Annotated in this window: 6 protein-coding genes and 1 pseudogene; 3 read left to right on the plus strand and 4 right to left on the minus strand. The window is 61.3% G+C overall.

All coding sequences use genetic code 11. The features are described from left to right. Window positions 1-44: 44 nt before the first annotated feature. The 4 genes from KBX21_RS19915 to eccD form a co-directional block, all read right to left on the minus strand. Window positions 45-1,544, minus strand: a complete 1,500-nt coding sequence (locus KBX21_RS19915; protein ID WP_210842994.1) for a hypothetical protein — start codon at window positions 1,542-1,544, stop codon at window positions 45-47. Then, a complete protein-coding gene (locus tag KBX21_RS19920) occupies window positions 1,495-4,191 on the minus strand; it encodes a hypothetical protein (RefSeq protein WP_210842997.1) in 2,697 nt (898 codons plus the stop codon). The genes KBX21_RS19915 and KBX21_RS19920 overlap by 50 nt, the downstream gene beginning before the upstream one ends. 121 nt (window positions 4,192-4,312) lie before the next feature. Then, complete coding sequence (gene eccCa / locus KBX21_RS19925; protein WP_374225737.1) at window positions 4,313-8,287, minus strand: type VII secretion protein EccCa; 3,975 nt, start codon at window positions 8,285-8,287, stop codon at window positions 4,313-4,315. Window positions 8,288-8,426: 139 nt separating this feature from the next. Next, window positions 8,427-9,764 carry a type VII secretion integral membrane protein EccD gene (gene eccD, locus KBX21_RS19930; protein WP_210843079.1) on the minus strand — a complete coding sequence of 446 codons (1,338 nt, stop codon included), beginning with the start codon at window positions 9,762-9,764 and terminating at the stop codon, window positions 8,427-8,429. An 804-nt stretch (window positions 9,765-10,568) separates the two neighbouring features. Here eccD and KBX21_RS26715 point away from each other — a divergent pair. The 3 genes and pseudogenes from KBX21_RS26715 to KBX21_RS19940 form a co-directional block, all read left to right on the plus strand. Further along, a pseudogene (locus tag KBX21_RS26715) lies at window positions 10,569-11,330 on the plus strand (protein kinase); the annotation flags it as partial. Between the two features lie 537 nt (window positions 11,331-11,867). Further along, the gene (locus KBX21_RS26720; RefSeq protein WP_247666060.1) at window positions 11,868-12,437 is read left to right on the plus strand and encodes a hypothetical protein; all 570 of its coding nucleotides are present in this window, start codon (window positions 11,868-11,870) and stop codon (window positions 12,435-12,437) included. A gap of 117 nt (window positions 12,438-12,554) precedes the next feature. After that, complete coding sequence (locus tag KBX21_RS19940) at window positions 12,555-13,661, plus strand: hypothetical protein (RefSeq protein ID WP_210843007.1); 1,107 nt, start codon at window positions 12,555-12,557, stop codon at window positions 13,659-13,661. Window positions 13,662-13,699 lie beyond the last annotated feature (38 nt).

The following is a 13,699-nucleotide window of genomic DNA, read 5'->3' on the forward strand; positions in this document are numbered from 1 at the left end:
CTATAACCATCGCAGTACAGCGGCGCACATGGCCACTCTTCAATTCAATTGAGACCAATCAGTTCCTCGTAGAAGCCTGATGCACCTGTCTCCTGATACGCGACAACTCCCCCTGGAACCAGGAGGAGACCATCATGCTGATAGTGCCTTTCAGGAGTGAACCCCGGAAGTTCGATTACCGACTCCACCTCGCTCTCTCCCCAAGGAACAAAAAGAGCGAGAACTCCTTCGGAATCTGCGTCGCTCACAGATTCAGACGAACAATCATGATCACAGCCAAGCACGAGCACACCCTCGGCAAGCGGAACTGCACCCACGGACCCAAGGTCGGCTGACCGTATACTGTAGTAAGCGGGATCTGTGCGCGCATAATATTCTTCGGGGAGTTCGGTTTCGCTGGCAATCCTACCCCCGGGAAGTTCGACCACTCCCAACCTGAGCGGACGTTCATTCCTCACGGAATTCCGGTTGACAGCAAGCAAATCCTGCCCAATAGAGAAATAGTATTCTATTGATTCAGCCGGGAAGAAATCTGTCAGATCCTCATACAGGACTTCACCCGTATCAACATCAAACAGCGTACGACCATTACTGGTTCTTGCTACAAAGGAGCGCCCATCAGGCGATACATCAAATCTGATCGTGAACTCACCGGGGAGAGAACTGGAGGAGCGTCTCAACTCGATTTCCTTGGAAGAAGCCCATTTCGCTTCGCCTGTGGAAGCATCCAATGCCAGGATTTCACCCGCAGCCGTCTCAGGTCCATTTTCCGGGGATGAGCCGCGCTGGGCACATTCAAGAGGGACCAGGAACGCTTCTCCAGTACTACCAACGCTGACATCTAGAAGATTCGTCTCCACAGAACCCGCGATCATTCTGCATCCCGGATCGGGTTCGAATTCCCAGGCGATGTCCCCTGTGGAGATCTCTCGGGCAACGAATCCCTCACTGCTGGGCTCGAGCCAGGTATGATTGGAGAGATTACGAAGATCAGGGACCCGTGATTCAGTCGCGAGTTGGGGCGAAACCAGATCTGAGATCGTTTCTGAGTACTTGCTCTCAACCTCTCCGGTAATCGTATCCATCACGGTGACATGGAAAGAAAGGTCATCTTTCTTGCCCCGAGCATGACCGACAATGGAGTAGTTTCCATCCGGAGTGACCCCCGCACTGACGTTCACAGTGTCCTCGCCTTCCTGAACACGAAGGCCCCAGATCTCTTCACCGTCTTCTCCATTCAGAGCGATGACGCCGTCATGCAGAACTGCTACCGGACCTCTATTTCCAGACAAGACCTCCACGCCCCAGGCGTCCTCGGGCACTTGCCATTGCCAGGCGACGCCGTTGACTTGTGAGGGCAACGGAGCAGGTCTACCTCCATCCGATGTAGTGAAGTGCCCGTCCCCTGGAAACACGATCACCGCAGCAACTGCCAGCGAGACCACCACGCCAACCAGCAATAGGAGCCACTTCCGGCTTCTTTTGACCCGATCACTAATCATTGAGCTCCCATACTTCCTCTCGCTCCCTCTCCCAATTCTCATTCGCTTCGTCGATTTCCTGCCTTCGGTTCGTCCAGTACTCCCTCTCCTCGATCCCCCTTTCGGAACTCTCCTGCTCCCAGGTCTCCCACGTATCCTTGTACTGCGCGTCTCTGGTCTTCAGAGATTCTGAATCATTTTTCAACTCACCATAGAGAGTCCCATAGGTCCCTTCATAGGTCTGCTCGTAGCCAACAGAATGCAGCCCTCCCGTCCGTTCGTCATTGTCCAGCCAAGACATTGGAGTATCCTTCATGACATTATTGAGAGCTTCGCTGATACTATCCTTCTCTCCTGCCCTGTTGCTGCCGAGATACTCGTTCGCCACATCTCTATCCAACTCCATCTCTTCGAATCCGCCACCCACAATTCCATACTGAGACAGAGTTGCGAGATCACCCTCCTGGACATTACCATTCGTCGCCAAAAATGGATTCGGTGAGTTTTCGGGGTCGCTCTTGTACTCCTCCATCATTCGTTCCACCAAGTAGAGATCCATTCTGGTTCCGATCGCACCATTCTCGATTGATCCGGTTTCCACATCGTGGGAGGAGCTTGGCGTCGGAGTGGCTATCAGCTGTTCTTTGATTGCCCCCAATGTCATACTCTCGAAGGTTCCGTATCCCGGAATCATGCTCGTGACCTTCGAATCAGAGATGCCTGCTGAGATCAGGCTCGTCGACATATCCCACATCTGCTCCCGCTCTGCGCGCAGGGCCTGGTTCCCGATGTCTCGGTAGGATGCCTCGTTGTCCAAGGCAGCGTTCACTATGGAGGAAAGGATCGCGGATTCATTAGCATAGCTTTCGGTACTACCATCCTCAACAGAACGAATAATTTGCGAGGTACCGAACAGAGATGTATCTGAATAGACATTGACCGCAGATCTTTCATCCGTCATGAGGACCTCCAGGAATCGAACTCGATCCTCCGCAGACATCACCACGGTTCCCGAATCCGAATCAAATCCGAATTCGGCCGCCAGTCCCGGCGACGGTTCACCGATCGAGCTCCCGTCGCTGATGGACGCTCCATTGGCAAAACTGTAGATATGTGAAGTGAAAGCGTCGGCCAGACTGTCGGCGGCGTCTCGACTGATACCCCCAGCCTCATAGGTCGAATCTGCATGACCCATAAGGAACTGGTGATTCTCCGGATCCGACATGAAGTTCACCAGACCGGCCATCGACTCAGCCGCAAGCTTCTGGGTCTCGGGGTCGAAGTTCACCTCCCCGTCAGAAATCCAGTCGAATACAGCAGTGAGGCCTCCTCTTTCAAAGTCATCCTTTGAGTAGTCAGTCTCTCCAGCTTCCTCGGAGTCAAATTTTTCACCATAAGTAAGGAACCCGAGAAGAGCATCCCTTACTACCTGATCCCGCCTTCCATCGTCGAGCGAACCGTTCTCGTACTGCCCTGTCAGGAGTTCGTGATTCGCTGCGATATTTCTTGTTGAGACTTCGAGAAGGATTTCCATACTGCTCTCACCGAGCACACTGACCAGAGAGCCATCGAATGTTGGCCCAATGTCACCTGATTCATCCGAGAGGATGAGACCCATGTGCAGGGAAAGGTCCTGAGAGAACCTGGTTCCTGCCTCCAAGTGGTCAGACGCGCTACCCAGCAATGCAGTAAGGTTCTTCAGGTCCTGACCGAACTGCTCGTGATCGGCTGTGATATCCAGACCGTTCGGGGAGATGATCGGTCCTTGGACAGTGTTGATAATACTGTCCGGAAGTTTAGAGAATCCCCCTCCGATTCTTTCATCAGAGAGTGTGAGCATGCCTCCACCCAACTCCCTCAGGAGTTCGTTTCGGATTCGCTCGTTCTCTACGTTCTGTTCGATGATCTCCGGTATCGAGATGGCTCCGCCAGAGCCTTCTACTCCATCGACTTCTCCTATCTGTTCGAGTGCCTCGTACATGTTCTCGAGGTATTCGATCTCATCGTCTGTCAACTTCTCCCCGTTGCGCTGCGCGCGCTCAGCTCGCTCGTTCAGGAGATTGACGACGAACATGATCTCGTTGTAGCGATCCTGATCGATCTCACCACTGGCAAGCATTTCTTCGAGGTCTTCACCATCCTCGATTCCCTCTTCCGCCTCGATCGGTGTCGGCATGTCTGAACCACCGATATTGAAGGGTAGCCATCCGAGGCGGCCAGCCTTGACCAGCTCCGCAACGTTTGCGGGACTGGTCCCTCCCGCGATTCTCTCCGAGCACCATTCAGCGGCGCTCGTGAGGTCGGCCCAGTATTCGTCCGCCATCCTCTGGAGACTTTGGTAGTAGAGTTCCCTCGGGGAGACCTTCGGAGGTTCCGGGGTAGCGGAAACATAGGGGGCGACATTATCAACCAGATACTGCAGCGACGCAATACTGCTTTCGTACTCCTCCAGGTCCTCGGACCACTGAGTCGCCACATCCTGGATCACCACACAGGCCAGAGCGGCCTCTTCCCAGTTCGCATGGTTGATCGCCCCTGCCCCACGAATATCCTCCGCGAGCAGATCATTGAACTTCATCGACGTGTTCTTGAAGCTCGTCATGATGTCCTCACCCTGCCCGGTGATGTTTCCGAGCAGGGTCTCAAATTCTCCCGCGACCTCGGCGGCCTCGCCCGAAGTCGCCCCTGGAACCTGGGGGGTGAACGTCATGGGTCTTCCTTTCTTCCAAAACCCTGCCACGCATTTTCCCGGCGCATGGATCAGAGGAGCACCGTCATTCAGCGAGCAGGGATCGGTGAAATTTCTTCTACACGGTCAGAGGGTTCGCGTCTCAAACGGGCTCATCGGTCCAAGGCACCTGTAGTTGTTCCGGAGTCTTCCCCCGCCGCACGAGCAGGGCTCGCCCAGGAGGCAACTGCTGGGAAGCGACTCCATTGGCAAGGCGCCCCTCCCTCCGATCTCCGGAGAACATCACGGCGGGCGTCGCCAAATCACTCAACGTCTGCAAGGGGGGTTCGAACATGGCCCGACCCGCTCCACCTGTGCGACGCGCCATGATCATGTGGAAGCCCAGATCTCTTCCTTGCGAAATGAGGGGGACCAAGGGGAGAAGAGGGTTCGTGTTTCGGGATCCCATCAAGTCCAGATCGTCGACGACGACAAAGATCTCCATGCCCTTCCACCAACTCCTGCTTCTGAGTTGGCGAGGGGTCACCTCAGGTCCAGGAATCCGTTCCTTGAGCTGCTCAGCCAGCTGCGTCGCCATCGCCTTCGTGTGGTCGGGCGTCGTGCAGTACGCCAGTTCCCTGCCCTCTTCGAGAAGCCCGAGGTGGGTCCTCCGGAAGTCCACCAGAACAACCCCCACCTTCTTGGCCGGATGTCTGGAGAGTTGAAGCAGAAGCGAGCGAAGGAAGGACGACTTCCCGGTTTCCGGGTCTCCCAGGACCAGTAGATGCGGTTCCTGGTCCGGGCGTAGCAGGGCCGGCTCGAGCTCTCGCTCCCCAAGACCAAGGACGAGGTCCAGGCCCTTGCTCTTCGCCTGCCCCGTGAGCAGTTCCTCCAGCCCGATCTTCGAGGGCAGGGTACGCACCGCTGAGACCGCCTGATCAGGCCATCGCTGAGTGATCTTCTCGACGAGATCCCTGACGCCCTCGCGGAGGTCCGTGTCGCTGGCGACCCCATCCAATCGGGGGAGTGCGACCTGCGCCATGTTCAGGTTCTGGAGGAGAGCTCGTCCTGGCATCTCCTTGGGGAGTTCGCCCGCAGCATGCCGGTCGATGCCCGAGTCATGGGCCTCGGTCAACTTGAACTCCAACTTCCCTCCAAGGAGCGGCTGGAGTTTGGAGCGGATCTGGGCGTTGTTGGTTCCGGTGAGTACGGTGTGAACGCCGAGCGCGGATCCCCTGTTCAGAATGTCCAGCAGGTCGTCATCACGGTCCCCCAGGACCTCCCTCACCTGTGACCAGCCGTCGATCAGTAGGAAGATGTCTCCCACGATGTCCTTGGAGACCGTTCCTTCGGCGCGTGCCCGTCTGAGGGCCTCCGGCGACTCCAGTTTCGAGCGCCTGAAGATCCTCTCCCTACGATCCAGCTGAGCACGTACATCCGTGATCACACGTTGTACCCGTTCGGTGTTGGTCCGTCCCGCCACTCCGGCCACATGGGGCAAGTCCTCCAGAGAAGCGAGACCGCCACCACCGAAGTCGATCGCGTAGATCGCGACACGGCCGGGCGGATAGCGCCAGGCGAGTGCCGCGGTCAGGGTCCGGAGGAAGACTGACTTTCCGGTGCGTGGGCCGCCCAACACGACCATGTTGCCTCGGGCTCCGGTGAAGTCGAGCTCGATCGGTCCCTGTCGCTGTTCTCTCGGAACATCCTGAACCCCGACGACCGCCTTGAGTTCCTCCGAAGGGGGTTCGACGGTGCTCTGCTCCGTATCGTGGTCCCCAGGCCCCGTCCCCCATTGCAGAGCCGTGTCCAATGTGAGCGCCTCTGCGAGGGGCTGCAGCCACACTGGTCGCACGGGCTCGGATCCTGACTCGTTGAGCCTGTCCACAGCGACCTGCAGAACACTCCGTTCCCTGGTTCCTTGGGCCTTCGGCGAGGGCTTCGCACCGAACACCTCCTGAAGCCGTTCCACGACCAGCTTCGGGTCCAGGTCTGACACACCGTTGTAGGAGATGAGGGGAAGCACGGGGTCCTCGTGTGCCGTCGTCTCCTGAAGCGGTACGTAAGGCGAGGAGACCATGGCGGCCTTGAACCGCTCGAAGACCGACGTGTCGACCTTCAGGTACCCGGAGCCCGGTTCCGGGGGAAGGTGGTAGGCGTCCCCGACACCGATCGCCTCCCTGCTCTCGGACTCGGAGAAGGTACGAAGGCTGATACGGAACGACAGGTGGCTTTCCAGCCCCTTGATCTTTCCCGTGTCCAGTTTCTGCGTCGCGAGCATGAGGTGCACTCCGATGGAGCGCCCGATGCGGCCGATCGCCAGGAACAGGTCCGCGAAATCAGGATGAGCCGTGAGAAGCTCCGAAAACTCGTCGATGATGACCAACAGGTGCGGGAGTGGTTCCAACTCACCCTCGGCACGCAGTTCTTCGTAGGCATGGACGTTCGGCAGGTTTCCTGCCTCTTTGAGCACCTGCTGCCTACGGGTCAGCTCCCCGTACATGGCCTCACGGAACCGGATGACCATGCTTTCGTCATCCGCGAGGTTGGTGATGATGCCAGCGCTGTGAGGGAGGCGTCCCGAATCGGCGAAGGTCGCCCCACCCTTGAAGTCGACCAAGAGAAGCGCGAGCCGGTCCGGAGGGTGAGCGATCGCCAAGGAAGTGACCAGCGTGCGCAGCATTTCCGACTTCCCGGAACCCGTGGCCCCCACCACCAGACCGTGCGGACCCATTCCACCGAATGCTGACTCCTTGAGGTCGAGGAGAACAGGGTTTCCAGAGGGGCCGATCCCGATCGGCACCCGAAGGAAGTCACCACCACTTCTCGGGCGCCAGGTGCGTGCCGTGTCGAGCAGAGCCACATCGGGGACACCGATGATCTCCGGAAGGTCAACACTGTTGTGGAGTGCGTCCGCTCCGTCCGAAGCAGAGAGTCGGTAAGGGGAGAGGATCCTCGAGAGAACCGTCATGCCGGCGACATCCAATGAGTCCGCCCGCCCCTTGAGGGGCACTTCCCGAACATGCCCTTCCGGGCTCCGGACCGGATGTTCCGTGTCCTCCGCCACAGCCGTGGACACGACCGATAGCCTCATGTTGACGGTTTCGGGCTCCTCCCGACGGTCTCCGAGAAGGAAGATCACGTGGATGCCCAGTTGGGCGAGCGACTCGACTGGCGGTTCTGCTGCCAAGCCCGACATCGTGGACTGGTACTCCCCGTCCACGATGACAACGATCCGCTGTGTGCCCGGCCCTGGTGGGGCACCTCGGCGACGCTGCATGTCGACGGTGCGCTTCTCCACCTCCGCTTCGATCATCTTCCGCATCTCGATGGTGTTGCCAGCTACCACCCTGGCCGCGAGCGGTCCGTCCGTGGGCTTGTCGTCCAGGCCCTCCGCGGAGTTGTGTGGGAGCCATTTCAGCCAGTCCCACTCAGCGACCAGCCTGTCGTTGCGAACAACCCCCACGCAGACGTCCTCAGGTGCGGAGAAGGTGGCGATCTGACCCACGATCGCTCTCGCCAGTGCCCTCCCGCCGGCCCGGTCCCCAGTGATCGACACGACTCCCAGTTCTCGCAGATTGAGAACCAACGGTTGTTCCGGAACCTCGGCATACAGGTCGATCAACTGCTGCGCCATGCCCTGGCACAGGGGGTCGTACACGACGAGAGGTGAAGAGGTGTCCATCTTCAGTGTGAGCCTGCGCTTGAGGGGACGCGTGCCCTCACCGATCCGCACGTGAAGAAAATCCGGATCCGAAGCACGCCTTTCCCACCTCCGGCTCGTGAGCCTGGCCGCTTCGGTCAGCAGGTGAGGAGACGGGTAGCAATGGAGATTTCCAGATCGCTGTGTGTTGGCGACGCCGCGGACCTTGTCCCGGATCTGATCCAGGTAGTCGATATACCTTTCTCTTTGTTCCCTGATCTGCCTACGGGGACCATTGTGCTGGGCAACGAACATGGCAATCCCAACGATCACGCTCGCCAGCATCACAATGGCCCCGATAGCTGCCATCAAAGGGCGGTGACCCATGGTGATCGACATCATCAGCGACCCCGACCCCGTGATGATCGGCATGATGATCATCGCTGACGACGCGCCCGAGGGTGGGTTGTCCGGCAACTGGGGAGGCGCGGCGATGACCAGGGGATCCCGCCCAGGGTCCTCCGGTACGTACCGTGCGGGCCGTTCCAACAGTCTGATCGACACTACGATCACTCCCGTTTACTTCAGTTCGGGGGTTGTTCAGAAGAGTTCTGAACTCAGGGGCAGAGCGACGTCACGAAGTCATGTCCGCGACGTAGGAGAAAAGACCCATGCCCCAGGCCGTGGTGGCGAAGGCCACCATCACCAGACCGAGCTCGATCCAGTTGAGGACACGACTGACCGAGGCCTGCGGAACGTCGTCCAGTTTGATCCAGCTCACGGCTGCCGTTACGGCGCCAACGGACAACGTGAATATCGGGATCCAGACCGCCACCATCGGTACCACCTGCACGAGGTGGAGGAGGCTGAGAACCACCCCTGTGACCCCACCTACGCGGAGAGGAAGGACATGTCGGATGCGCGCGAACAAGCGAGACCTGAGCAGGAGAAGGAAGGACAGGGTCAGCACGAGCAAGCTGTCTGGCGTTCCCTCACCAGACCACAGGAGGAGCGACACCACGGCGGTCGCGCTCACCGCCGACCCCAACACGACCCCGAGAAGAAGGCGGTCACTGGTGTTCAGCGTCTCCTCGAACCGCTCGGTGGGTACCCCTCCGGAGTTGACCACTCGATAGTCGAGGGCGGAGAGCCCTCCCATCACCAGTGCGAGACGAGGCAATCCACCGATGCAGAGCACCAGGACCAGCGCGAGTGCCCTGGCACCCTGCTGAATGTCCAGGAAGAGGGTGACGGCGGTCAGAGCGCCACCTGTGAGGCAGATGAAGGCGAGCGCCGTGAGGCACGGCAGTCCGGCCTGGTCGACGGTCCACGCGACTCCCGAGGCGATCAACGCTCCGGCGAGCCCGAGGATCAGGATGTTCTGGGTCTGCGGTTCGGCGGTGACGACGAACCCCAGCAGCGATCCCACAGCGCCGCCCCAACCGGCGGACGTGACGAACAGGATGTCAGCGATGACGTGCATGGCACGCCTACGCGCGACGACCACCTGGAGGAGGGTGAGGATCAACCCCAGCGCCGCCACACCCGGATAGACAGCGGAGGGCCTCAGCCAGCTCATGACGGCCAACACCAACAGGGGCACCAGCGCCGAGAACAGCAGGCCGAAGGCGAAGGTGGTCGAGTGGCTCCAGAATCCACTGGACTCGTCGACCCGGTCCTCTACCGCTCCACGGACGTCGTCCACGTACTGGGGGCGCGAGGGGGCTGTCTCACGGCGCAGCATGAGGACATCACCATCGGCGATCCCCGCGGCACCGAGTGAGTCCTCGAACCGGAGGACGTGGTCCTCTGGAGTCGTCAGGACCCAACCCGCGGCCTCGTTGCCTTCCTCCTCTGGCAGACACACGCCGAGGATCTTCGGCATGAGTGCTGCTACCGGAACCGTGTCCGGTAGTGCGAGATCCACCCATCGTTGAGGGCCGGAAACTGTGACGCGACTGTACCCACCCACCCGGCATGATTCTTTCTGTCGATATGGTGTTTGACGAGTTGGTCCTCCTGGATGGAAAACCCTGATCAATCATCTCATGTAGCCTTGTGAGGCTATACCGTGGTGATACTACATAGCGTCGTGCATCCGGCGGACGGCGATTGGTGTGGAGAAGCGCCTCAGGCACTGGCACACGGGATACTCAGAGACCAGTACACCAGCACGTACGATTCGATCTGGGCATCGCTTGAGCTGGGAATATGCTTCCCCAACCGAAAACTCCCCGCCTTGAGGCCACAATCGGCCAGCTCATTCGCACTCATCGGTCCCGTGATGCGGTACGGATCGACCCTAATAGGACAACGAAAGGGGGGAGATGGGCTCCAGAACACACTTGGGACCCGCCTCTCCTGGACCCAGTGCACCCCAAACGACTGGGAAGTTCGCGCTCGGCTACGGCATAGGAGCTCCTGTGAGCCTCACCACCTCGCGACTCCTTGCCCTCCGTGAGGGGGCAGCCGAGAACGCCTCGTCACCGCGCTCTGGCGACCTCGGCTGCGACACGGGCGGGCGTGACCGTGCGCGATACTCAAATCACGCTGCACCGGGACTTGGACCACACCGGGCAGGGATGCGCGTTCTACCAATAACAGTAGCTCGGCAATTGAGATACGCTCCAGTAACGCGAGCGGTTCGTTCTCCGCGTCAATCAGATCTGACATGCTACGGAGCGGGCCCTGGCGACGAGGCTTCCCAAATTGCCGTTGAATTGCCACCCGTGTGCCATTGGTGCCCCGGGTGCGGTTACTCCTTGGCGGTGCGACGATGAATCCCCCAGACGAACGCCTGACACCGCCGAATGGCTGGATCCCCGGTTACCACTCCCTCCGGCGTATCCACCGCGCTCGCTCATCCGAGCTCTACGTCGCGGTACGCGCGAACAGCGGCATGGAGTCTGTGGTCAAAGTACTGCTCGACCCCGTGACGACGCCCGTTCAGATCGAGATCCTCCAGAAGCTCAGCGGTGGTCCGGGGGTGGTGCCTCTTCTCGACCTCGGCCGAACAGCTTCAGGTCAGCCCTTCGCTGTGCTGCCCCTCTACCCGGAGGGCTCCTTCGGTCAGGTCCTGGGACGATCCGGCCCTGTCTCACCAGAGCAGGCCGTGGCCGTGGGCAGAAGTGTCGGCCCTGCGCTGGCAAGCCTGCACCGACACGAGTTGGTGCACAACGCGGTCGCCCCGGAGAACATTCTCGCGGGAAGCACTTCCCTGTTGACCGGCTTCGGCGCGGCCACCCGTATCGGTTCCTCAGGCATCAAGGTTCGTGGACGTGAGTCGTTTCTTCACGCACCGCCAGAAGCACTCCGCGGCGACCAGTTGACACCTGCCTCGGACGTCTATCGGTTGGCCTCGACGCTCTGGACCCTTCTCGCCGGAAGGACCCCTTTCTCCCACGAGCGGGGTGAATCACTCACGGACCAGATGTACGCCGAGCGTGTTCTCGGCATGAACGCCCCGCCCGTGCCACGCAGAGACGTGTCCCGGGTCCTTTCCAGGGTGCTCACCCGGTCCATGGCCAAGGATCCCGAGGAGCGCTACCAGTCAGCTGTGGATCTGGCGACGGCTCTGGAGAGGGCCAGAACCGGTACCCGGTCCGGTGCGCAGCCCTCCTTCAGCGACGACCAGAAGCGGTCTCCCTCATCCGACGCCAGGGTGCAAGGTGAACCATCCGAGGCGCCAGGCATTCAGGGCCCTGTCTCTCCCTCGCCTGGGTCCGACAACGAACTCGGCGATCCGCTTCCGCCGCAAGCTCGGGCGCTCGCAACGGCAACAGCCCCGGCCGAATCTGAGCAACGGTGGGAAGCTCCGCAATCTCCGGACACTCGGAAGTCACCGGCTCCGAGTCCCGAGCCAAGGGTTCAGCCGAAGCAGAATGCCGTCGCGGCCGTTCCCAACCAGTGGGGGAGGTTGGTCGGGTGGACTGGTGATGTCGACTCGAGTCTGCCCTCTTCGGGCGAGTCCTCCTCCAGAACTTCCTCTCCCGAGGGCAGGAACCATGGGGACCGACCCGACCTTGAGCCGCGATGGCGACGCCACCTCAACATCGGTGTCACAGCGATCAGCATCATGACCTTCACGGTCGTGACTGGGATCGTCGCGACCCTCCAACCTCAATCTGGTTCGCCCGTACTCGCTAGCGAGGAGTATCCCGAAGAGTCCGTGCCAGAGGCCGCCGAGGCTCCCGAACCCGTGGTCGAGCCTTCGCCGCTTCCTGAGGTCAGCCCGCCCTCGGGGGTCTCACTGGAGGACTCCCTCAGCGCCGTCACCGTCTCCTGGACCGACCACACCGGGGGCACCGGTTCGTACTTCGTCGTCGGCGGCAGGCAGGGGCACGATCCCACGACCCTGGCGCGGACCGGCCCCGGTGCGGTGACCGCTCAGATCAACGTCGACGACACCCAGGCCGAGTACTGCTTCACCGTGGTGGCTGTCGACGGCGGTTCCGGGGCTTCGGACGAGGTGTGCACGACCCGCGCGGCCGAACGCCAGGCCGAGGCCGACCGCCTGGCGGAGGAGGAAGCCGCCGAGGAGGAGGAAGAGGAAGAGGAGGCGGATCCGTCGCCCTCTCCCTCGCCGTCGCCCAACTCTGATCTGGTCAGGGAGCCCTCTCCCTCCGCGACCGGTGACGGAGACTAGTCGGCCCCACGCGCCCGGCGTCCTCCGGATAACGTGAGGATCGGGGAGAACCGTGACGTGTTTCCGGTGATCCCACACCCTGGAACCACCCCGCTCCGCTCCCCCGAAAGGCGATCCATGCGGCGTTCACTCGCCTTGACCTCTGCTGTGTGCCTCCTCGCCGTGACGGCGTGCGAATCCTCCTCCGGGTCCTCGGACGGCGAGCCGGAGACGGTCGAGGCGCTCACCGAGGACGGTCTGGTGGGGCTCGCCCTGGTGCACCGGGGGTTCGAGGGCGGTGACCCGGAGACCGAGCAGGTACTGGTCTTCCACGATCCCGAGACCGGCGCTCCCCTCCAGCGGATCGACCTGCCCGACGGGGCGGTGGACCCGATGGCGCCAGCGGTTCCGGTGCACAAGCGGTTCTCCGAGGACTGGCAGTACTTCGCATTCGCCACGAACGAACCCAACGCCGTGCACCTGGCGGGTCTGACCGACCCCCAGGACGCCGAGGAGGGTGAGGAGTTCACCTACCAGCCCGTCGAGACGATCCAGGCTTCCGGTGAGGAGGAGCTGTCGGACCCGGTGATCCACGGGGACCGGCTCTGGTACGTCTCCGCGCAGGGCCAGGGGCAGCCGCCGCAGGTCAAGTCGGTCCCGTTGGAGGCGCCCGGCGGCACCCCCAACCAGGAGGGCAGCCTCGCTCTCGGGGAGGGGCAGCGGCCCAGCGACTGGACGATCACTCCGGATGGCTCCCTGCACATCCGTAACAGTGTCCCCACCCAGCAGATCGCGGGCGGCGAGGGCAGCCTCGTGGTGCGTTCGACCAACGGCACCGTAGTGAACGCCACCCTCAACACCGGGGGCGAGCAGTGGCAGACCTTCGACGACGCACCGGTCTGGGGCGGTGAACAGGCCCTGCTCCAGCCGGACGGCGACGGGGAGGGCCCTCAGGGCGCCTACCTGCTGGAGGTCGAGGGCCAGGGCCACAGCGTCACTCGGCTGCTGGAGGACGTCTCGAGTCCCGTTGTGCAGTACACGCTGGCACCCGAGCGGGACGCGATCCTGCTCCAGACCGAGGAGGCGTGGTTCCGGGTGGACGTGGAGGAGGGGGCGGTGACGGAGACCGAGGAGGCGTTCCCTCGCTACCACGACACCTCCATGGACGGCTGGCCCCTCGCGGTGCGGTGGTCCCAGGAACCGCCCACCGAGCCGGACGCCCCCTCGGAGAGCCCCACCTCCTGACGCGGACACACCACGGGCGCCGTCCTTACCGCGTTCGG

The organism is Nocardiopsis sp. B62 (genome assembly GCF_018070675.1).
Taxonomy (GTDB): Bacteria; Actinomycetota; Actinomycetes; order Streptosporangiales; family Streptosporangiaceae; genus Nocardiopsis; species Nocardiopsis prasina.

What these genes read in the sequence shown, in the direction of transcription:
- KBX21_RS26720 (WP_247666060.1), top strand. Translation starts at nt 11,868, where the DNA reads ATGACCTTCACGGTCGTGACTGGGATCGTCGCGACCCTCCAACCTCAA.
- KBX21_RS19915 (WP_210842994.1), bottom strand. Translation starts at nt 1,544, where the DNA reads ATGAGAATTGGGAGAGGGAGCGAGAGGAAGTATGGGAGCTCAATGATT.
- KBX21_RS19920 (WP_210842997.1), bottom strand. Translation starts at nt 4,191, where the DNA reads ATGACGTTCACCCCCCAGGTTCCAGGGGCGACTTCGGGCGAGGCCGCC.
- KBX21_RS19940 (WP_210843007.1), top strand. Translation starts at nt 12,555, where the DNA reads ATGCGGCGTTCACTCGCCTTGACCTCTGCTGTGTGCCTCCTCGCCGTG.